General features: G+C 34.9%; 18 protein-coding genes and 4 tRNA genes. 1 reads left to right on the forward strand and 21 read right to left on the reverse strand.

What is annotated here, in order from left to right; all coding sequences use genetic code 11:
- Positions 1–164 precede the first annotated feature (164 nt).
- From rpoB to rpsU, 15 genes are all read right to left on the reverse strand, one after another.
- Positions 165–3,977 (reverse strand): DNA-directed RNA polymerase subunit beta, encoded by a 3,813-nt coding sequence (rpoB, locus tag EQG63_RS00470; RefSeq protein WP_129433157.1) that lies wholly within the window; start codon positions 3,975–3,977, stop codon positions 165–167.
- A 269-nt stretch (positions 3,978–4,246) separates the two neighbouring features.
- Positions 4,247–4,618 carry a 50S ribosomal protein L7/L12 gene (rplL, locus tag EQG63_RS00475; protein ID WP_129433159.1) on the reverse strand — a complete coding sequence of 124 codons (372 nt, stop codon included), beginning with the start codon at positions 4,616–4,618 and terminating at the stop codon, positions 4,247–4,249.
- A gap of 53 nt (positions 4,619–4,671) precedes the next feature.
- The gene (gene rplJ / locus EQG63_RS00480; protein ID WP_129433161.1) at positions 4,672–5,172 is read right to left on the reverse strand and encodes a 50S ribosomal protein L10; all 501 of its coding nucleotides are present in this window, start codon (positions 5,170–5,172) and stop codon (positions 4,672–4,674) included.
- Positions 5,173–5,194: 22 nt separating this feature from the next.
- Positions 5,195–5,884: a 50S ribosomal protein L1 gene (rplA, locus tag EQG63_RS00485; protein ID WP_129433163.1), complete on the reverse strand. Its 690-nt coding sequence runs from the start codon at positions 5,882–5,884 to the stop codon at positions 5,195–5,197.
- Positions 5,885–5,890: 6 nt separating this feature from the next.
- Positions 5,891–6,331, reverse strand: a complete 441-nt coding sequence (rplK, locus tag EQG63_RS00490) for a 50S ribosomal protein L11 (protein ID WP_129433165.1) — start codon at positions 6,329–6,331, stop codon at positions 5,891–5,893.
- 62 nt (positions 6,332–6,393) lie between these two features.
- Positions 6,394–6,945: a transcription termination/antitermination protein NusG gene (gene nusG, locus EQG63_RS00495; RefSeq protein WP_129433167.1), complete on the reverse strand. Its 552-nt coding sequence runs from the start codon at positions 6,943–6,945 to the stop codon at positions 6,394–6,396.
- A 9-nt stretch (positions 6,946–6,954) separates the two neighbouring features.
- On the reverse strand, positions 6,955–7,152 hold the full coding sequence (gene secE, locus EQG63_RS00500; protein WP_129433169.1) for a preprotein translocase subunit SecE: 198 nt from the start codon (positions 7,150–7,152) through the stop codon (positions 6,955–6,957).
- Positions 7,153–7,168: 16 nt separating this feature from the next.
- A tRNA-Trp gene (locus EQG63_RS00505) sits at positions 7,169–7,239 on the reverse strand.
- A 60-nt stretch (positions 7,240–7,299) separates the two neighbouring features.
- Positions 7,300–8,487 carry an elongation factor Tu gene (gene tuf / locus EQG63_RS00510; protein WP_129433171.1) on the reverse strand — a complete coding sequence of 396 codons (1,188 nt, stop codon included), beginning with the start codon at positions 8,485–8,487 and terminating at the stop codon, positions 7,300–7,302.
- Between the two features lie 54 nt (positions 8,488–8,541).
- Positions 8,542–8,613: transfer RNA gene (locus EQG63_RS00515), tRNA-Thr, on the reverse strand.
- A gap of 137 nt (positions 8,614–8,750) precedes the next feature.
- Positions 8,751–8,831, reverse strand: a tRNA-Tyr gene (locus tag EQG63_RS00520).
- Between the two features lie 65 nt (positions 8,832–8,896).
- Positions 8,897–8,970: transfer RNA gene (locus EQG63_RS00525), tRNA-Thr, on the reverse strand.
- A gap of 87 nt (positions 8,971–9,057) precedes the next feature.
- Complete coding sequence (hpf, locus tag EQG63_RS00530) at positions 9,058–9,360, reverse strand: ribosome hibernation-promoting factor, HPF/YfiA family (protein WP_129433173.1); 303 nt, start codon at positions 9,358–9,360, stop codon at positions 9,058–9,060.
- 35 nt (positions 9,361–9,395) lie between these two features.
- Positions 9,396–10,289, reverse strand: a complete 894-nt coding sequence (locus EQG63_RS00535; RefSeq protein ID WP_129433175.1) for a tyrosine-type recombinase/integrase — start codon at positions 10,287–10,289, stop codon at positions 9,396–9,398.
- Between the two features lie 103 nt (positions 10,290–10,392).
- Complete coding sequence (gene rpsU / locus EQG63_RS00540) at positions 10,393–10,587, reverse strand: 30S ribosomal protein S21 (protein WP_129433177.1); 195 nt, start codon at positions 10,585–10,587, stop codon at positions 10,393–10,395.
- 175 nt (positions 10,588–10,762) lie between these two features.
- Here rpsU and EQG63_RS00545 point away from each other — a divergent pair, with 175 nt between their 5' ends.
- Positions 10,763–11,431: an FAD-binding oxidoreductase gene (locus EQG63_RS00545; RefSeq protein ID WP_129433179.1), complete on the forward strand. Its 669-nt coding sequence runs from the start codon at positions 10,763–10,765 to the stop codon at positions 11,429–11,431.
- Between the two features lie 416 nt (positions 11,432–11,847).
- Here EQG63_RS00545 and EQG63_RS00550 read toward each other — a convergent pair whose 3' ends face one another.
- The 6 genes from EQG63_RS00550 to EQG63_RS00575 form a co-directional block, all read right to left on the reverse strand.
- Entirely contained in the window at positions 11,848–13,017 is a 1,170-nt protein-coding gene (locus EQG63_RS00550; protein ID WP_129433181.1) for an acyl-CoA dehydrogenase family protein, read from the reverse strand.
- Between the two features lie 26 nt (positions 13,018–13,043).
- Entirely contained in the window at positions 13,044–13,919 is an 876-nt protein-coding gene (locus EQG63_RS00555) for a ComEA family DNA-binding protein (RefSeq protein ID WP_129433183.1), read from the reverse strand.
- 8 nt (positions 13,920–13,927) lie between these two features.
- Positions 13,928–14,158, reverse strand: coding sequence for a PspC domain-containing protein (locus EQG63_RS12345; protein WP_394343567.1), 231 nt, complete (start codon positions 14,156–14,158; stop codon positions 13,928–13,930).
- A gap of 65 nt (positions 14,159–14,223) precedes the next feature.
- A complete protein-coding gene (locus tag EQG63_RS00565; RefSeq protein WP_129433186.1) occupies positions 14,224–15,492 on the reverse strand; it encodes a DUF2851 family protein in 1,269 nt (422 codons plus the stop codon).
- 109 nt (positions 15,493–15,601) lie between these two features.
- The gene (locus EQG63_RS00570; RefSeq protein WP_129433189.1) at positions 15,602–16,963 is read right to left on the reverse strand and encodes a pyridoxal-phosphate dependent enzyme; all 1,362 of its coding nucleotides are present in this window, start codon (positions 16,961–16,963) and stop codon (positions 15,602–15,604) included.
- 42 nt (positions 16,964–17,005) lie between these two features.
- A complete protein-coding gene (locus EQG63_RS00575) occupies positions 17,006–18,925 on the reverse strand; it encodes a putative porin (protein ID WP_129433191.1) in 1,920 nt (639 codons plus the stop codon).
- Between the last annotated feature and the right edge of the window lie 6 nt (positions 18,926–18,931).

Genomic DNA, 18,931 nt, shown 5'->3' on the forward strand with positions numbered 1-18,931 from the left:
TTTCCACTACCTCGGATTACTTCTCTAAACTTCATTTTCTGAAGTGCTAATTATAAACGCAATGGTTTATAAAAAATCGGAACGGTTTACGGGGCTAAATCCTAAAAACTCTAATAATGAGTAATCAGTCCCGAAAAAATCGGAACCGACTACTGAAAATTTATTTATTCTTCTAAACGAATGTCTAAACCAAGACCTTTTAATTCATGCATTAATACATTGAATGATTCTGGTAATCCTGGTTCTGGCATAGTTTCACCCTTAACGATTGCTTCGTAAGTTTTAGCTCTACCAATTACGTCGTCTGACTTCACGGTTAAGATTTCACGTAGTGTACTAGAAGCACCATATGCCTCAAGTGCCCAAACCTCCATCTCTCCGAAACGTTGACCTCCGAATTGTGCTTTACCTCCTAATGGTTGTTGCGTAATTAACGAGTACGGACCAATAGAACGTGCGTGCATTTTATCATCAACCATGTGTCCTAATTTCAACATGTAAATTACACCCACAGTTGCTGGTTGGTGGAAACGCTCTCCAGTACCACCATCATAAAGATACGTGTGACCGAAACGTGGCACTCCCGCTTCATCAGTTAAGGCATTAATTTGGTCTAAAGAAGCTCCATCAAAAATTGGTGTAGCATACTTTCTTCCTAATTTTTTACCTGCCCATCCTAGCACCGTTTCATAAATCTGACCGATGTTCATACGAGAAGGTACCCCAAGTGGATTCAATACAATATCTACTGGTGTTCCATCCTCTAAGAATGGCATATCTTCCTGACGAACGATACGTGCAACGATACCTTTGTTACCGTGACGTCCCGCCATTTTATCACCCACTTTCAATTTACGTTTCTTAGCGATGTAAACTTTAGCTAGTTTTAAGATACCTGCTGGTAACTCATCTCCAACTGTGATAGTGAATTTTTCACGACGTAACGCTCCTTGAAGGTCGTTTAATTTAATTTTATAGTTATGAATTAAATCATTAACCATAGCATTCGTTTCGTCATCAGCAACCCATTGTCCTTTTGTCAAGTGAGCAAAGTCTTCAACAGATTGTAACATTTTTTTCGAATACTTTTTACCTTTTGGTAATACTTCCTCGCCTAAATCATTCATAACCCCTTGTGATGTTTTACCATCGATGATTACAAATAATTTATCGATTAATCTGTCTTTTAATTCAACAAATTTAGTTTCGAATTCCATTTCAAGTTCAGCCAAAGCGTCTTTGTCTTGAGAACGTTTACGTTTGTCTTTTACTGCTCTTGAGAATAATTTTTTATCTAAAACTACACCGTGTAAAGAAGGAGATGCTTTTAATGACGCATCTTTCACATCACCTGCTTTGTCTCCGAAGATCGCTCTTAAAAGTTTTTCTTCTGGAGTTGGATCAGATTCTCCTTTTGGTGTAATTTTTCCGATTAGAATGTCGCCAGGTTTTACTTCAGCACCAATTCTAATCATTCCGTTTTCATCTAAATCTTTAGTAGCTTCTTCCGATACGTTTGGAATATCATTCGTTAATTCTTCGTTACCTAATTTAGTATCACGAACTTCTAATGAATAATCATCAATATGGATTGATGTAAAGATATCATCACGAACTACTTTTTCTGAAATTACAATCGCATCCTCGAAGTTATACCCTTTCCAAGGCATGAACGCTACCTGTAGGTTTCTACCTAAAGCTAACTCTCCGTTTTGCGTTGCGTATCCTTCACAAAGTACTTGTCCTTTAACCACTTTGTCACCTCTTCTTACGATAGGTTTTAAGTTGATAGACGTACTTTGATTCGTTTTTCTGAATTTGATAAGGTTGTATGATTTCTCATCCGTATCAAAACTTACTGCTCTTTCGGCATCCGTTCTTTCATACTTAATAGTAATCATGTTCGCATCAACGTATTCAACAGTTCCGTTTCCTTCTGCATTAATTAATACACGAGAATCAGAAGCTACTTGACGCTCTAATCCGGTACCAACAATTGGAGATTCAGGACGTAATAATGGTACGGCCTGACGCATCATGTTCGATCCCATCAACGCACGGTTCGCATCATCATGCTCTAAGAACGGAATTAATGAAGCTGAAATAGAAGCAATCTGATTTGGTGCAACGTCAGTATAGTGAACCGCGGTTGGGTCTACTACTGGGAAGTCACCTTCCTCACGAGCAATTACTTTATCAGCAGTAATTTTACCTTTTGCATCCATTTCAATGTTTGCTTGCGCAATCATTTTTCCTTCTTCCTCTTCAGCACTCAAGTAAATTGGAGTCGACTCTAAATCAACCACACCATTGGTAACCTTACGGTAAGGTGTTTCGATGAATCCCATTCCGTTTACTTTCGCATATACACCTAGAGAAGAAATAAGTCCAATATTTGGTCCCTCAGGAGTTTCAATAGGACATAAACGACCGTAGTGTGTATAGTGAACGTCACGTACCTCGAAACCAGCTCTTTCTCTAGATAAACCTCCAGGTCCAAGGGCAGATAAACGACGTTTGTGCGTAATCTCTGCTAATGGATTCGTTTGATCCATGAACTGAGATAACTGGTTCGTTCCGAAGAATGAATTAATAACCGATGACAATGTTTTCGCATTGATCAAATCGATTGGAGTAAACACCTCGTTATCACGAACGTTCATACGCTCACGAATCGTACGTGCCATACGAGCCAAACCAACACCAAACTGAGCTGATAATTGTTCTCCAACCGTTCTAACACGACGGTTAGATAAGTGGTCAATATCATCAATCTCTGCTTTAGAGTTAATTAACTCGATTAAATATTTCACGATAGTAATGATATCCTCTTTGGTAAGCACCTGCTTGTCCATAGGAATATCAAGACCTAATTTTTTGTTCATTCTATAACGACCTACATCTCCTAAGTTGTAACGTTGGTCTGAGAAGAATAATTTGTCGATAATTCCACGAGCTGTTTCTTCATCAGGCGGTTCAGCGTTACGTAACTGACGGTAAATGTGTTCTACTGCTTCTTTTTCAGAGTTAGTAGGGTCTTTTTGTAAGGTATTGTGAATGATAGAATAATCAGCCGAATTATTGTCTTCTTTATGTAATAAGATAGATTTTACATTAGATTCTACAATTTCTTCAACATTATCTTTATCTAAAATAGTATCACGATCTAAGATAATTTCGTTACGCTCGATAGATACTACTTCTCCAGTATCCTCGTCTACGAAATCCTCATGCCATGTATTTAATACACGTGCAGCAAGTTTTCTTCCTACATATTTCTTTAAACCAGATTTTGATACTTTAATTTCTTCTGCAAGGTCGAAAATTTCAAGGATGTCCTTATCTCTTTCGAAACCGATTGCACGGAATAAAGTAGTTACTGGTAATTTTTTCTTTCTATCGATATACGCATACATTACGCTATTGATATCGGTAGCGAATTCAATCCATGATCCTTTGAAAGGAATAACACGGGCAGAATATAATTTAGTTCCATTAGCATGGAATGATTGTCCAAAGAACACACCAGGTGAACGGTGTAATTGCGATACAACCACACGCTCTGCTCCGTTTATTACAAACGTTCCGCTAGGAGTCATGTAAGGAATAGTACCTAAATATACATCTTGTACAATTGTTTCGAAATCTTCATGCTCAGGATCTGTACAGTATAGTTTTAATCTGGCTTTTAACGGCACACTATAGGTAAGACCTCTATCTATACACTCTTCAATTGTATAACGAGGTGGGTCAACAAAATAATCTAGGAATTCTAAGACAAACTGATTACGTGTATCCGTAATCGGGAAATTTTCCATGAAGGTGTTGTATAACCCTTCATTGCCTCTTTCGTCTGATTTCGTTTCTAATTGAAAGAAATCTTGGAATGATTTTACCTGAACATCCAGAAAATCTGGGTAGTTAGGAATATTCTTTGTAGAGGCAAAATTCAATCTTTCAGTCTGATTTGTTATCATCAATGGACAAAATTTTGATTAAAAAAAAGTAATTTTTTGTGTGTCAAACACAGTAATTTATAAAACAATCTATACTTCTTTTTATAACCGATACATCTCTAAAAAATAAAATGAAGTAGAACTTTATTTCCGTCTTCGTATTGGTTTAAAAACTTTCGTTTTTTAAATTATATCGCTAATAAAATTTAAACAATTTCATTATACGAAAAATGGTTTAGGTCTTGAGAATGCTCTCAAAGACCTAAACCTGTATTCTAAACTATGTAAGCTTATTTAAGCTCAACAACAGCTCCAGCCTCTTCTAAAGATTTTTTAAGACCTTCAGCCTCATCTTTAGAAACTCCTTCTTTTACATTTGTTGGAGCAGCATCAACTAAATCTTTAGCTTCTTTAAGACCTAAACCAGTTAATTCTTTAACCGCTTTAACAACTCCTAATTTAGAAGCACCAGCATCTTTTAATACTACTGTGAACTCAGTTTGTTCAGCAGCAGCACCTGCATCACCACCACCAGCAGCAACTACTACCGCTGCAGCAGCTGGCTCGATACCATACTCGTCTTTTAATATTGTAGCTAAATCGTTAACTTCTTTAACTGTTAAGTTAACTAATTGTTCTGCGAATTGTTTCAAATCTGCCATTTTTTCTATCTTTTAAAATGATTTGTAATTATATTAATTTATTTGTGCGCAATTTATTCTGCAGCTTCTCCTTTAGTTTCAGCATTGTTTAATAATGCAGAAATAATACGTTGAGCTGGCGATTGAAGTAATCCGATGATTTCACCGATAACTTCTTCTTTCGATTTAAGTGATGCTAATGAATCTAATAAATTGTCTCCAATATAGATTTCATCATTAATAAAAGCACCTTTTAAAACTGGTTTATCGCTTTTCTTACGAAATTCTTTGATGATTTTAGCTGGACCGTTTGCCAAATCAGAAATCATGATTGAAGTGTTTCCTTTTAAAGTAGATGGTAATTCACCAAATTCTTTATCTGAAGCTTCCATTGCTTTTTCAAGTAATGTATTCTTAACAACTTCTAATTTGATTCCTGCTTTAAAGCAAGCTCTTCTTAAATTTGAAGTAGTCTCTGCATTTAAACCAGAAATATCGGCAAGATACACGATATTTGCTCCAGCTAACTGTGCAGTTAAATCTCCAATAGCGATTGATTTTTCTTCTCTTGTCATATCAAAAATTTTTAACTACCAATTATACGGCTTTAGGATCTAAAGCAATAGCTGGACTCATAGTACTTGACAAGTGAATAGACTTGATGTAAGTACCTTTTGCAGCAGTTGGTTTCAATTTAATTAATGTTTGTATAATTTCGTGAGCGTTCTCTTGAATTTTAGCAGCATCAAAAGAGATTCTACCAATTCCTGCGTGAACGATACCTGTTTTATCTACTTTAAAGTCGATTTTTCCAGATTTTACCTCTTCTACTGCTTTACCTACTTCCATAGTTACAGTACCAGTTTTAGGGTTTGGCATTAAACCTCTAGGTCCTAAAATACGACCTAATGGACCTAATTTACCCATTACTGCAGGCATTGTGATGATTACATCAACATCTGTCCAACCATCTTTAATTTTTTGTAAATAGTCATCAAGACCTACGTGATCTGCACCAGCAGCTTTAGCTTCAGCCTCTTTATCTGGCGTAACTAATGCTAATACTCTCATGTCTTTACCTGTTCCGTGTGGTAAAGAAACCACACCTCTAACCATTTGATTCGCTTTACGAGGGTCAACTCCTAATTTAACAGCGATATCAACTGATTCATCAAATTTTGCAGCAGCAACTTCTTTGATTAATGCAGACGCATCTTTTAAAGAATATAATTTATTCTTTTCAATCTTTGAAGCAGCAACTTTTTGTTTTTTCGTCAATTTTGCCATTTCTTCTTATTTTAAAGGAGAATCTCCAGTTACAGTTATACCCATAGATCTAGCTGTTCCAGCAACCATGCTCATTGCTTTTTCAATTGTGAACGCATTTAAGTCAGGCATTTTATCTTCAGCGATAGTCTTAATCTGATCCCAAGTAACGCTAGCTACTTTTTTACGATTAGGCTCTCCTGATCCTGATTTTAATTTTGTTGCTTCCAATAATTGAATAGCAGCAGGTGGAGTTTTTACAACAAAATCAAACGATTTGTCTTTATATACAGTGATTTGCACTGGACATATTTTGCCGGCTTTATCTTGAGTTCTAGCATTAAATTGCTTACAAAACTCCATGATATTAACACCAGCAGCTCCCAAAGCAGGTCCAACCGGTGGCGACGGGTTCGCAGCACCTCCCTTTACTTGTAGTTTAACTACTTTACTAACTTCTTTAGCCATTGTTTAAAATTTTACATTAATCGTGGAAGCGATCAATGCGGTTAATATATGTAACAAAAATATTATACTTTTTCTACTTGCATAAAGCTTAATTCTAATGGTGTTTTTCTTCCGAAAATTTTCACCATTACTTCTAGCTTACGCTTTTCTTCATTAATTTTTTCAACAGTTCCATTGAAACCGTTAAAAGGACCATCGGTTACCTTAACAGTTTCTCCAACTGTAAAAGGGATGGCGCCGTGATCTACTGTTACTGCTAACTCATCAACCTTACCTAACATTCGGTTTACTTCCGACATACGTAAAGGCACAGGATCTCCACCTTTTACTTCACCTAAAAAACCAATTACACCCGTAATCGACTTAATAATGTGAGGGATTTCACCTGTTAAGTTAGCTTCAATCATTACATAACCAGGAAAATATACTTTGTCTTTGCTGATTTTTTTCCCATCTCGTACGGTTACCACTTTTTCGGTTGGCACCAATACCTGAGAGATATAGTCTGCCATTCCAACGCGATTAATTTCTTGCTCGATATAAGCTTTAACCTTGTTTTCTTGGCCACTTACAGCTCTTACAACATACCACTTTTTTACACTAGTTTCAGCCATAACAATTTATTAACCTTTAATCCAATTAAAAAATCCTTCAATTGCTTTAGCAAAAACAGTATCTACACCCCATGTAGCTAGAGCAAAAATCACAGAAAAAATAGCAACAACTATCGTTAGTTTTTGCACCTCTTCCCATGTAGGCCAAGTTACATTTGACTTTAATTCTTCAAAAGCTTCTGATATGTAATTAGTAACTTTATTCATTTTGTTATTTTTTTTGCACGGGCGGAGGGATTCGAACCCCCATCAACGGTTTTGGAGACCGCTATTCTACCCTTGAACTACGCCCGTTTGTTAAAATCCAGTGTCGTTAGTACGACACTGGATTCTTATTTATTTTTTGTCGATTAATTACTCAACAATTTCAGTAACCTGTCCAGCACCAACTGTTCTACCACCTTCACGGATAGCGAAACGTAAACCTACGTTCATTGCAATTGGAGACAATAAAGTTACATCGATAGTTAAGTTATCACCTGGCATTACCATTTCAACTCCTGTTGGCAACATGATTACTCCTGTTACGTCAGTTGTACGTACGTAGAACTGTGGACGATAGTTGTTGTGGAATGGTGTGTGACGACCACCTTCTTCTTTTTTCAAGATATACACCTCAGCTTTGAATTTAGCGTGTGGTTTAACAGATCCTGGCTTAACAATTACCATTCCTCTTTTAATATCTTCTTTAGCAATACCTCTTAACAAGATACCTGCGTTATCTCCAGCTTCACCTCTATCAAGGATTTGACGGAACATTTCAATACCTGTAATTGTAGAAGTTAATTTCTCAGCTCCCATACCAATGATTTCAACTGGATCACCTGTATTACAAACTCCTGTTTCGATACGACCTGTAGCAACAGTTCCACGACCAGTAATTGTAAATACGTCCTCGATTGGCATCAAGAAAGGTTTTTCAGTATCACGGATTGGCTCTTCGATCCAAGAATCTACAGCTTCCATTAATTCAAGAATTTTTGGTACCCAGTTTGGATCGTTGTTTAATCCTCCTAAAGCAGAACCTTGAACTACAGGACCATTATCTCCATCATATTCATAGAAAGATAATAAATCTCTGATTTCCATTTCTACTAATTCTAATAACTCAGCATCGTCAACCATATCCACTTTGTTCATGAAAACAACGATACGTGGAATACCTACCTGACGTCCTAAAAGGATGTGCTCACGAGTTTGTGGCATTGGACCATCTGTAGCAGCAACTACTAAGATAGCACCGTCCATTTGAGCAGCACCAGTAACCATGTTCTTAACGTAATCCGCGTGACCTGGACAGTCAACGTGAGCGTAGTGACGGTTAGCAGTTTCATACTCTACGTGTGAAGTATTAATTGTAATACCTCTTTCTTTTTCTTCTGGAGCGTTATCAATTTGATCAAATGATTTCGCTTGACAGTAACCAGCATCAGATAATACTTTAGTGATTGCTGCAGTTAAAGTAGTCTTTCCGTGATCTACGTGTCCGATCGTACCGATATTTAAGTGTGGTTTCGAACGGTTAAAATTCTCTTTTGCCATTTTACTTAGTTTTAATCTTTATTAATTTATTAGTGTTCAAATTTTACTTTGTTGAGCCAACTACGGGAATTGAACCCGTGACCTCTTCCTTACCAAGGAAGCACTCTACCCCTGAGCTAAGTCGGCAGTTTTCCCTGGCTAAAAACCATTTGCGGACTAACTCATTTTCATTCGTTGATCCTGTAAGGCGGAGCCTTACTCAAACTTTTAAAACGAATTTATTCGAAAGTAAACTTTCGAATAAATTCTTATTTAAAACTTTGTGGGGAGAGCAGGATTCGAACCTGCGAAGGTTTCCCAACGGATTTACAGTCCGTCCTCGTTGGCCGCTTGAGTATCTCCCCCCCCTTGCTTTTCACAATATTTCAAATACCTTATTTCATCCAACGGATTGAAAATAAGAAAATTGAGCCGATAGAGGGACTCGAACCCACGACCTGCTGATTACAAATCAGCTGCTCTAGCCAGCTGAGCTACACCGGCGACTCAATAAAAAAGTCCGCTATTTCTAACGGACTGCAAATGTATGTATTATTTTTATTAATCAAAACTTTTTTCTAAAAATTTTGATTAAGCATGTGCTCTTAATTTTTCTTTTCGTTTCACTAACAATCTTTCTAACGCTTCAATTGATAAATCTACACCTTCTTCAAATGATTTGCACGTCTTTTTTACTACAAATTCGTCACCCGGAACAATGACTTTTACTTCGACAATTTTATTCTCTTTTTCACTCGTTTGCTCAACCTTCATAAAAACATCGGAAGAAACAATCTTATCATAAAATTTTTCTAATTTATTTATTCTTACATCTACAAAATCTACCAATTTTTTGTCAACGTTAAAGTTAACTGCATGAACATTTACCTTCATAATTTAAAATTTTACGGTTATACAATTAAAAGAAACTACTTTTGGTTACGGGGGTGAGCATTCTGATACACATTTTTTAATTCAGCCAAGCTGGAATGTGTATATACTTGTGTAGATGCTAAACTTGAGTGTCCTAAGAGTTCTTTTATCGAATTTAAATCGGCTCCGTGATTCAGCATGTGAGTAGCAAATGTATGTCGTAGCATGTGCGGACTTTTTTTTACCTTCTCGGAGACATTACTAAAGTAGGAATTTATTAGTCGATATACAAACGTTTCATTGATTTTATTTCCATTGGAAAGCAGAAATAAAAAATTCGCATCATTTATGCTTTGTAATGTATTTCTTTCAGTTAAATACACTTCAATTTGTTCAGAAATCACACCCAACATCGGTAAAATGCGTTCTTTATTACGTTTTCCCAAAACCTTAAGCGAACGATTCGTGATATCGACATTCTGTAGCTGTAAATTAATCAGTTCAGAACGTCGAATTCCTGTGGTATAAAATAAATCAATGATTAACTTATCTCGCAATCCATCAAAACCTTCTTTATAGGTAATTTGATTGAGCACCGAATCCAACTCTTCTTCCGAAAATGGTATTTGCACTTTTTTAGGTGTTTTGAGCGCTTTGTGTTTGGTTAGCGGATTGATTTCAATTTGTTTGGTTTTCAGAAGAAATTTATAAAAAGCTTTCAGCGAGGCAATTTTTCGATTGACCGACACGTTGCTCATTCCCTTGTCAACCAAAGTAACAATCCAGCTTCGAATTAAGGTATACGAAACTTCTTCCAACGTTGTCACATCATAATTTTGCTGCAGAAATTCTTGAAAAAATTCCAAATCCTTTCCATAGGCCAAAGCCGTATGAACCGAATAGTTCTTTTCTTTTAATAAATAGTCTTGGAATTTGTGTTGGTTACTCATTAAAGGATTGGGTTGCTTCGTACCTAGTTAAAATAAGAAATCGTTAGCATAAAAGTACAAAACTTCTATAACTAACGATTTTATATTATCAGAAAATTAACTACTAACTTTCTAAGCTATCTCTTAATCCTTGGATGTAAGCCGCTTTTTGAACTTGAGCTCTTCTTGTTACAGATGGCTTAATAAAAGCTTGACGACTTCTTAGTTGTCTTACAACTCCAGTTTTATCGAATTTACGTTTGTAACGCTTAAGCGCTCTGTCGATATTTTCTCCGTCTTTAATTGGTATAATTAACATAATCTAGACACCTCCTCTCATTTACGGGTGCAAACTTATAAAATATTTTTGGATTACAAATCCTTTTTTAAAGAAAAAAGAGAATAGACAAATGAATAAAGACCATCAACAACAATTCTGTAACATCTTTTCATTTAAAAATAGTAACTTTATAATAATCAAAATCATTCGGAAAATGGAAAAGCACATAGTAAAAATAGTTGAAGCCTATTATATTACTCACGATGTAAAATGTTTTAAGGTAGAAAAGCCAACAAATTATGATTTCATCCCAGGTCAAGCTACCGAAATATCTATAAATCTAGCCAGCTGGGAAGACAAACTGCGTCCGTTTACTTTTACTAGTTTGCGAACCGATGATTATCTCGAATTTATGATAAAAATTTATCGGGATCATGATGGCGTTACCAACAAATTAGGCAGCATGAATGCTGGCGCCGAGTTAATACTTCACGACGTATTTGGCGCAATTCGTTACAAAGAAAGAGGTGTTTTTATTGCTGCTGGTGCCGGTATCACTCCTTTCATTTCTATATTTAGAGACCTGCATCAACAAAACAAATTAGAAGGAAACAGTTTACTTTACACGAACAAAACTTCGGAAGATGTGATCATGGATGCAGAACTAAGCGAAATGCTAAAAGACAATTATTTAAATATTTACACAAGAGAAAACATCATTGGTTATCTAGGCCGAAGAATTGATCGCAATTTTTTAATCGACACTATCGCCGATTTTAGTCAGCATTTTTACGTGTGTGGTCCGGATAGTTTTGTGAAAAGTATTTCTAGAATTTTACTTGAGTTGGGGGTAAGTTCAGACACCTTGGTTGTGGAAGAATAAAAAAAACATCTAAATTTCATTCCCAGAATTATTCATCCTTTCTAATAACAATTCTTTGAAATATCCCAATCAAAAATATGAAAAATGAAATTGGAAAAGCAAATAATACGACACCCGTTCATCCTAAACCACATTTCATTGTATTTGTACTTGAATCCAAAAACATCAGAATAAAAAACATTAAAAAAGCAATACATAATTCAGAAAAAAGGCAGATTAAAGTTAATTGCCATAACTTTAAATCAATCCAACTCGAAGCAGCTTTAATTCCATATTTGAATTGAAAATACACTGGAATAAGCAAAATTAAAATACAAATCAACAATCCTATCATACTAATAAATTACAAAAAAAAGAAAGCCAAGAATATTTAACCCTTGGCTTTTATATAAAGTGAATACCAAACTCTAAAACAATTATTCTACCGCAGGTTTATAATTTTGATTGTCAATAATCATTTTTGATAAAATTTCTTTCATAATTTCTGAAGTACCACCACCAATAGGACCTAAACGGCTATCGCGAGATAATCGAGCTAATGGATATTCTTCCATATAACCATATCCACCTAACATTTGTAGACAATCGTAAATAGTTTGATCCGCTACTTTAGTGGATTTCAATTTTGCCATCGTAGCTTCTTTTACTACATACTCGCCTTTGTCTAATCGAGCTACAGCTGCATAGTTAAACACCTTGATATGTTCTACTTCTGTAGCATGTTCTACCATCGTATGACGCAAGGCTTGAAACTTATCTAGCGATTTTCCAAAGGCTTCACGTTCCGACATATAACCTAAGGTATACTCAATCGCATATTCAGCACGGGCATGCGCATTTATAGCCATTATCAAACGTTCTAAAGCAAAATGTTGCATAATGTATGGAAATCCTTTTCCTTCTTCTCCCATTAAATTTTCCAACGGAATCTCAACATTATCAAACGATATTTCAGCAGTATCTGAAGCCCTCCATCCTAATTTATCCAATTTTGTAGCCGCAATTCCTTTTGTAGTTGTATCGACCAAGAAAATACTGATTCCTTTATTTCCCAACTCCGGATTTGTTTTTGCTGCCACTACATAATAATCGGCATAAATACCATTGGTAATAAAAGTTTTAGAACCGTTAATGATGTATTTATCTCCTTTTTTTACTGCAGTAGTTCGCATTCCTGCCACATCACTACCACCAAAAGGCTCAGAAATACACAAGGCACCAATTTTGTCTCCAGTTATACTTGCGGTCAAATACTCTTGTTTGATTCGTTCATCTCCCTCAGCATTTAAATGAGTCATCGCTAAATACGCATGTGCCCACATAGCAGCCGCAAAACCAGAAGATTTTATTTTTTGAAGTTCTTCTAAAAATATTACTGTGTAAAATAAATCCAAATTTAATCCTCCATACGCTTCTGGGTACTTTAATCCGAAGAAGCCCATTTCACCAAATTTTTTCCAAATAAAACGTTCAATTGTTCCTGTTTTTTCCCATTTTTCAATATGAGGCACCACTTCTTTGTGTAAGAAATCTTGCAAACTTTTTCTGAATAATTGATGTTCTTCTGTAAAATATATTGAATTCATAATCTGATTAAAAAATTGTTGTGATTTTAGAAGTCCAAATATAGGGCAATAATTTTTACTTTTTCTACTGGAAAGCCCTTAATTTTTGTTAAATCGTCAGCAGAATTAATTCCGCCATTCATGCTTCGATACGTCACTATTTCCCGAGCTAAAGGATATCGAAAATAAGGCAATTTCATTAATTCTTTCGTGGAAGCATTATTGATATCGATTTTAGTGATCGTAGGTATTGTTCCGATTTTGAAATTTTTATTCATTTCGTAAATCACTTCCGGTGAAAGTCCCCAAACGTCTTGCATTTGTTCCATACTTATGAAACCACCAAAAATTTCACGTTGCTTTATAATACGTTCTGAAATAGCATCTCCCACTCCAAAAATTTTCATTAAATCCGCTTTGGTAGCAGTATTAATATCTTGAACAACAATCTTTTTTATAGGTTTTTCATACTTTTTATACTCCGGTTTTGAATAATTCTGATACTTATTTCTCTTTTGAATTACCCAATCTGGAAATTTGAAATAAGGTGCAATTTTAGCCAATAATGAATCGGAAACTTCGGTGACTAGTTGGAATTCCTCTGCCGAATTAACAAATCTACCTGTCTTACGATAAGCCAACAAGCGATCAATTTCTTCAACACTCATTCCCAACTTATACCCTTTAAAATCGGTAATAAAATTAGGATTAAAGGGATATATTTTATAACCCGAGTCTTCCTTGGTATTTTTCAACGAATCAATTTTCGTTTGCATCACTAACCATTGTTGCTCATCTTTTTGAATCTTTTCTTCTGGAGTACGATTAATTAAGAAATTTACGAACTGAACTACAAGGATAAGTCCAACTAGGGCAACCAAACCTATTCGCTGCCCTTTATTAAAACTGAAATATTCTTTCATCTCTCTCCCTATAAATCAAAAACAGATGAACGCTTTGCTCGGACTAAATCTTTTAACTTAATTAAAAAACCTATTGTAAGGTACACCCCAAACCAAAGACCTGCTGTAACAAATGAAATATAAATAAAAAACAAACGAACACTATTGGCCCTCATCCCTAACCTATCTGCTAAGCGGGAGGCAATATGAAATCCTTGTTTTTCGAAGAAATATTTAAGTTTAATTACGAATGACAACATGTATAATTTAATCGTTATAAAGTTAGTTTTTTTTATTTGAAATAATATCGCTCTTTCCATGATTCTTAATTTTTAAGTAGTTCAATTCCAATGGCACATTGTAAACATTTTCCTTTTTCGCAATATTCCTTTTTCAATTGCAACAAGGCTTGTGTTTGAAATGCAGATTTACATTCGACACCAATACTTTTGAATTTATCAATAATGGTGTTATTTTCTGGCTGAATTTGCTCTAACAAATCAATATTCTCCTCCGAAAAATCCATCGACAAACTTTGTTCGTAGGCAAACTTTATAGGTAAAACAGTATTTATAATGACCAATTCTACGAATGATTTGGAAAGCGATTTTTGCTTATACTTTGATGGTTTTTCAAAATTGTAATGATGCAACCAATAATCGGAGACAGAAATATTAAATAGTTGATGTAACGCTGACATTGATTTTGCTCCAATGATTTTTGTAAATAAATTTTGCTGCTTATGATAGAGCATTGCAAATTGCGCCAATCGTATGGTTGGAAAATTATCGGGGCGCAATTTGTAAAAATGGACTGGCTGTGAAATATCCGTTTGTAACTGATACTTCATCGAAATATAGTCATACAGATTTCGCAAATCCTTTGAATAGCTATCTTCCGGAGTGGTTGGAATTAAATTCGATTTACCAAAAAACAAAGCTTCCAGGTACTGCACATCAAAACTTTCTTTTCGTATAACTGAAAACGGAATGGCATTAGCCAATTGAAAAAAGACTTCGCCGTTGGTATTCAGTCCGAAGTTTTTAGCCAAAAAACAGAACAAAGTAGCCTCCCAATCGTAATTATTTGTTTCCAACGATTCCAGAATGGGTTTTGATTTCCGCTCCAAGCGTTCAAAAAACAAACGCTCTTGCCAATTTTTAAAAATAAATTGAGGTATTTTTTGGATATCGTTCTCGCAATTAATCCAAGACTTTTGAAGTTTTAATTGTTGATATTGCTGCCTTAAATTGTTAGCAACATATCCCTTAAGTTCTAAGACAGGTATTTCAGATTTGTCTTTTCGCAAAACCCCTACATCATGCTCCCAGACTACATGCAGAATGACGTTATCATAATTTTTATCAGTTTCATGATGGTGCAAATACCAATCGGAAGATTTGAGATGGATTTCAACGTTTCCAGCCCACTTTTGGTTTCCAACAATGATTTGAGCGTTAAAAAAATCGGGACCTGCTTGATGTAGATACTTTCCCGTTTGTAAAATTTGTAGCAACTCCCCTTCGGAAGTTTGGAGATTGGCAAAATCAAATTTCTGATTTTGCCACACGTAGTGCAAAAAATCTTCTTTCATAAATGTGGCGTATAATAATTAACTGGCGTATAATAATCAAATGTAATAAAAAAATAAAAACCTGCAAACATTGGAGTGTTTGCAGGTTAAAATTATCTGTCGAATAAAATTATTTAATCGAATTAATAATATCGTGTTTGGTTATAATATGATGTTTTCCATTTCCTAAATCCACTAAAACCGCTTGATTGTCCTTGTTGATTAATTTAGAAACCTCTTCTACCGAAGCACCTAATTGTACAATTGGGAACGGTTTGCCCATTACTTCACGTATAGGCTTATCGGCCACATCTTTATCGGCAATATAGGCTTGAAATAAATCTGATTCGTCTACAGAACCTACAAAGCCATTAACATCAATTACAGGAATTTGAGAGATTTTATATTTACGCATACGTTCGATAGCATGAGAAACTAATTCTTCGGTACGAACAAAAACCAAAGGCTTGTCGATATGTTCTTTGATCAAATCTTCCGCTTTTGTAATTTCTTCATCTAAGAAGCCTCTTTCACGCATCCAATCGTCATTAAACATTTTACCTACATAACGGCTTCCAGAATCGTGAAATAAAACCACTACTACATCTTCTGGTTTAAAATGTTCTTTCAACTGAAGTAACCCTTTTATAGCAGCTCCCGCAGAATTTCCAACAAAAATTCCTTCTTCTAAAGCAATTTTACGAGTATAAACAGCTGCGTCTTTATCGGTTACTTTGGTAAACCCATCAATTAAAGAGAAATCAACATTTTTCGGAAGGATATCTTCTCCAATACCTTCAGTGATATAGGAATAAATTTCATTCTCGTCAAAAACTCCCGTTTCGTGGTATTTTTTGAAAACCGATCCATACGTATCAATTCCCCAAATTTTAATATTAGGGTTTTTTTCTTTTAAATATTTGGCTACGCCAGAAATCGTTCCACCGGTACCCACACCTACTACAAAATGCGTAATTTTTCCTTCAGTTTGTTCCCAAATTTCAGGACCCGTTTGTTCATAATGCGCTGTAGCGTTACTTGGGTTATCGTATTGATTTACGTACCAAGAGTTTGGAATTTCTTCACCTAATTTTTTAGAAACGGAATAATACGAACGTGGGTCAGTTGGTTCTACATCAGTGGGACAAACAATGACTTTGGCACCAACAGCACGAAGAATATCTGATTTTTCCTTTGACTGTTTATCAGAAATCACAAAAATACATTTGTACCCTTTCACAATGGCAGCAAGTGCCAATCCCATTCCAGTATTTCCTGAAGTTCCTTCAATTATAGTTCCACCAGGTTTCAAACGACCATCTGCTTCAGCATCTTCAATCATTTTAACCGCCATACGGTCTTTTACCGAATTCCCTGGATTAAAAGTTTCTACTTTGGCTAATACCAGTGCATCCACTTCAGCAGTTACTTTATTTAATTTCACCAAAGGTGTATTTCCAATCGTTTCTAATATGTTTTTTGCGTATTGCATTTGTTTAATTTTTAAGGTGTAAAGTTAAATATTTCGAGGTTATTATTGGAAGAAATTCCATACTAATCCGAAACGAACAATGAAATCTTTGTAAGGATAATTTGGTGCCGAATAGAATTTATTTCCTGTAAAACCAGAATTGAAATGTTCTGCCTTTAAGAAAATACGGGTTTGTCGTACACGGGCATTAAAAAAGAAATCAATTAAAGGAAAATCTCCTATTTTGGTGGTTTTTTGGGTATAAAATTCGGCGATTAACGGATTATAACTATTGGCATAATACTTCGTAAAATACTGGAATGTGAATCCTGTTTGATAAAACATGGCCTTTTTAAAAGCGTGGTTTGAAAAATACAACGTATTTCTCGTTACAATTTTCGGCACATTAAGAACCGCATCGTTTTGCGTGACTTGCTGATATAAAATTGTATTATCTAAAGCAAATTTTCCGTATTTAATTTCTTTCTCTAATTTAACCGACAAATAGTTAATGGCATCGCCATACTGCATTGGTTTCACTGAAGCTAGAGAATCTAATGCGTTATTACTAGCGAAATATAAGTGATCATTCAATAAAGTGAATTGCCCTTCAGCAGAAAACCATTGTGTTTTAGCCTGTACTTTTAATGCATTAATTTTTTCATTTTTGAAATTATTGTACCAATTGAAATTCACAAAACTACTTTGGTACAAAGTATAATTCAAATCAGGAACTTTACTTATGTTTTGGTATTGTGCCGAAATACTATTTTTATCATCAAAAGTATATTTTGCTGTTAAATCTAGCGTCGAAAAATTTTGTTTGGATATTCCTTTAGAAAAAAGCGCTTCTCCTCGTATTTTTCCTTTGTTATAAAAATATTTACCTCCAAAAGCATTCAAATGCAAAGCAACTGAGTTGGGAACAATAACTGCATTATCAGAAGCTAAAAATCGGTTATAGAAATAATTATAATTGGCATTTTCTACAAACACATTAAACTTACCAATAGATGAATTTGAAAAAGTAGCTCCTATTTTATTGTATAACGAATTGTACTTCGCAAAATCATCATAGTTATTAGCAACGAAACCGTCACCAAAATAATCTGTTGCAATTGCTTTTTTAAAATTATAAGATTTTGTTTCATAATTGATTTGATGCTCAATTATGGCGTTGTTAGTTTTCTCATTTTTATTTATACGAAACGAATGGTCAACAAAATAGCGTCTTCCTTTAAAAATCGCTTTAGCATCTTCTAGAAGTACGTCAATTCGGGCTCTGTCTTTAAATTGCGATTCTTCCGATTCAAAATCCTGAGGATTTAATAACCCTCCGTTTTCCTGGTTGGTAAAATCTTGACTCACATAATGGGAATTGAGAATATATCTTTTATTAGTGGTCACATAGCTAGAGGTCATTCTAAAATTACCAGTACTAGACAAGGAATTCAAATATTTACCTAAAGAGCGAAGCCCTTTATATGCTATAGAAAAATTAAGGTTTTTTGATGTATTTAAAGTCACAAATGCATCAACACTTTGTCCTTGTTCCAGTACGGTTTTAAAATACAATTCAGTTAAAGGAGTTGGAACCGAAAAATACTGAACTTCATCTGGCTTTAAATAATTAAATTGCTTTGCTTTAAAACCAAAATCTGGTAATGATTTGTAATTATTATAACCATAATGCAATGTAGTATAGGTATGACCATCATTAGCAAAAGGCAATAAACCGAAATTATCCTTTCGAAGATAATTGTATTTATAATCACTTTTAACAGTTAGTGAAGTATCTACATAAACGGTATCTTTTGACAAAGTATAAAGTTTATACCAATTGTGAGGAGCTTTAGGATTTTCTTTTGGCGCTTCTCTTAACGACTTTCTTATCGAATCAGGTTTTGCTATTTGCAATTCCTCATCTTGTGAATAACCAAGCGTTGAAAATAAGAAAAAAAACAAATATAGTAGGTACTTCATTTTATG

Origin of the sequence: Flavobacterium amnicola (assembly GCF_004122165.1) — a bacterium.
Classification (GTDB): Bacteria; Bacteroidota; Bacteroidia; order Flavobacteriales; family Flavobacteriaceae; genus Flavobacterium; species Flavobacterium amnicola.

Excerpts from the sequence above, each read along its gene's own strand:
- rpoB (WP_129433157.1), bottom strand. The coding sequence starts at position 3,977 with ATGATAACAAATCAGACTGAAAGATTGAATTTTGCCTCTACAAAGAAT.
- rplL (WP_129433159.1), bottom strand. The coding sequence starts at position 4,618 with ATGGCAGATTTGAAACAATTCGCAGAACAATTAGTTAACTTAACAGTT.
- rplJ (WP_129433161.1), bottom strand. The coding sequence starts at position 5,172 with ATGACAAGAGAAGAAAAATCAATCGCTATTGGAGATTTAACTGCACAG.
- rplA (WP_129433163.1), bottom strand. The coding sequence starts at position 5,884 with ATGGCAAAATTGACGAAAAAACAAAAAGTTGCTGCTTCAAAGATTGAA.
- rplK (WP_129433165.1), bottom strand. The coding sequence starts at position 6,331 with ATGGCTAAAGAAGTTAGTAAAGTAGTTAAACTACAAGTAAAGGGAGGT.
- nusG (WP_129433167.1), bottom strand. The coding sequence starts at position 6,945 with ATGGCTGAAACTAGTGTAAAAAAGTGGTATGTTGTAAGAGCTGTAAGT.
- secE (WP_129433169.1), bottom strand. The coding sequence starts at position 7,152 with ATGAATAAAGTTACTAATTACATATCAGAAGCTTTTGAAGAATTAAAG.
- tuf (WP_129433171.1), bottom strand. The coding sequence starts at position 8,487 with ATGGCAAAAGAGAATTTTAACCGTTCGAAACCACACTTAAATATCGGT.
- hpf (WP_129433173.1), bottom strand. The coding sequence starts at position 9,360 with ATGAAGGTAAATGTTCATGCAGTTAACTTTAACGTTGACAAAAAATTG.
- EQG63_RS00535 (WP_129433175.1), bottom strand. The coding sequence starts at position 10,289 with ATGAGTAACCAACACAAATTCCAAGACTATTTATTAAAAGAAAAGAAC.
- rpsU (WP_129433177.1), bottom strand. The coding sequence starts at position 10,587 with ATGTTAATTATACCAATTAAAGACGGAGAAAATATCGACAGAGCGCTT.
- EQG63_RS00545 (WP_129433179.1), top strand. The coding sequence starts at position 10,763 with ATGGAAAAGCACATAGTAAAAATAGTTGAAGCCTATTATATTACTCAC.
- EQG63_RS00550 (WP_129433181.1), bottom strand. The coding sequence starts at position 13,017 with ATGAATTCAATATATTTTACAGAAGAACATCAATTATTCAGAAAAAGT.
- EQG63_RS00555 (WP_129433183.1), bottom strand. The coding sequence starts at position 13,919 with ATGAAAGAATATTTCAGTTTTAATAAAGGGCAGCGAATAGGTTTGGTT.
- EQG63_RS12345 (WP_394343567.1), bottom strand. The coding sequence starts at position 14,158 with ATGTTGTCATTCGTAATTAAACTTAAATATTTCTTCGAAAAACAAGGA.
- EQG63_RS00565 (WP_129433186.1), bottom strand. The coding sequence starts at position 15,492 with ATGAAAGAAGATTTTTTGCACTACGTGTGGCAAAATCAGAAATTTGAT.
- EQG63_RS00570 (WP_129433189.1), bottom strand. The coding sequence starts at position 16,963 with ATGCAATACGCAAAAAACATATTAGAAACGATTGGAAATACACCTTTG.
- EQG63_RS00575 (WP_129433191.1), bottom strand. The coding sequence starts at position 18,925 with ATGAAGTACCTACTATATTTGTTTTTTTTCTTATTTTCAACGCTTGGT.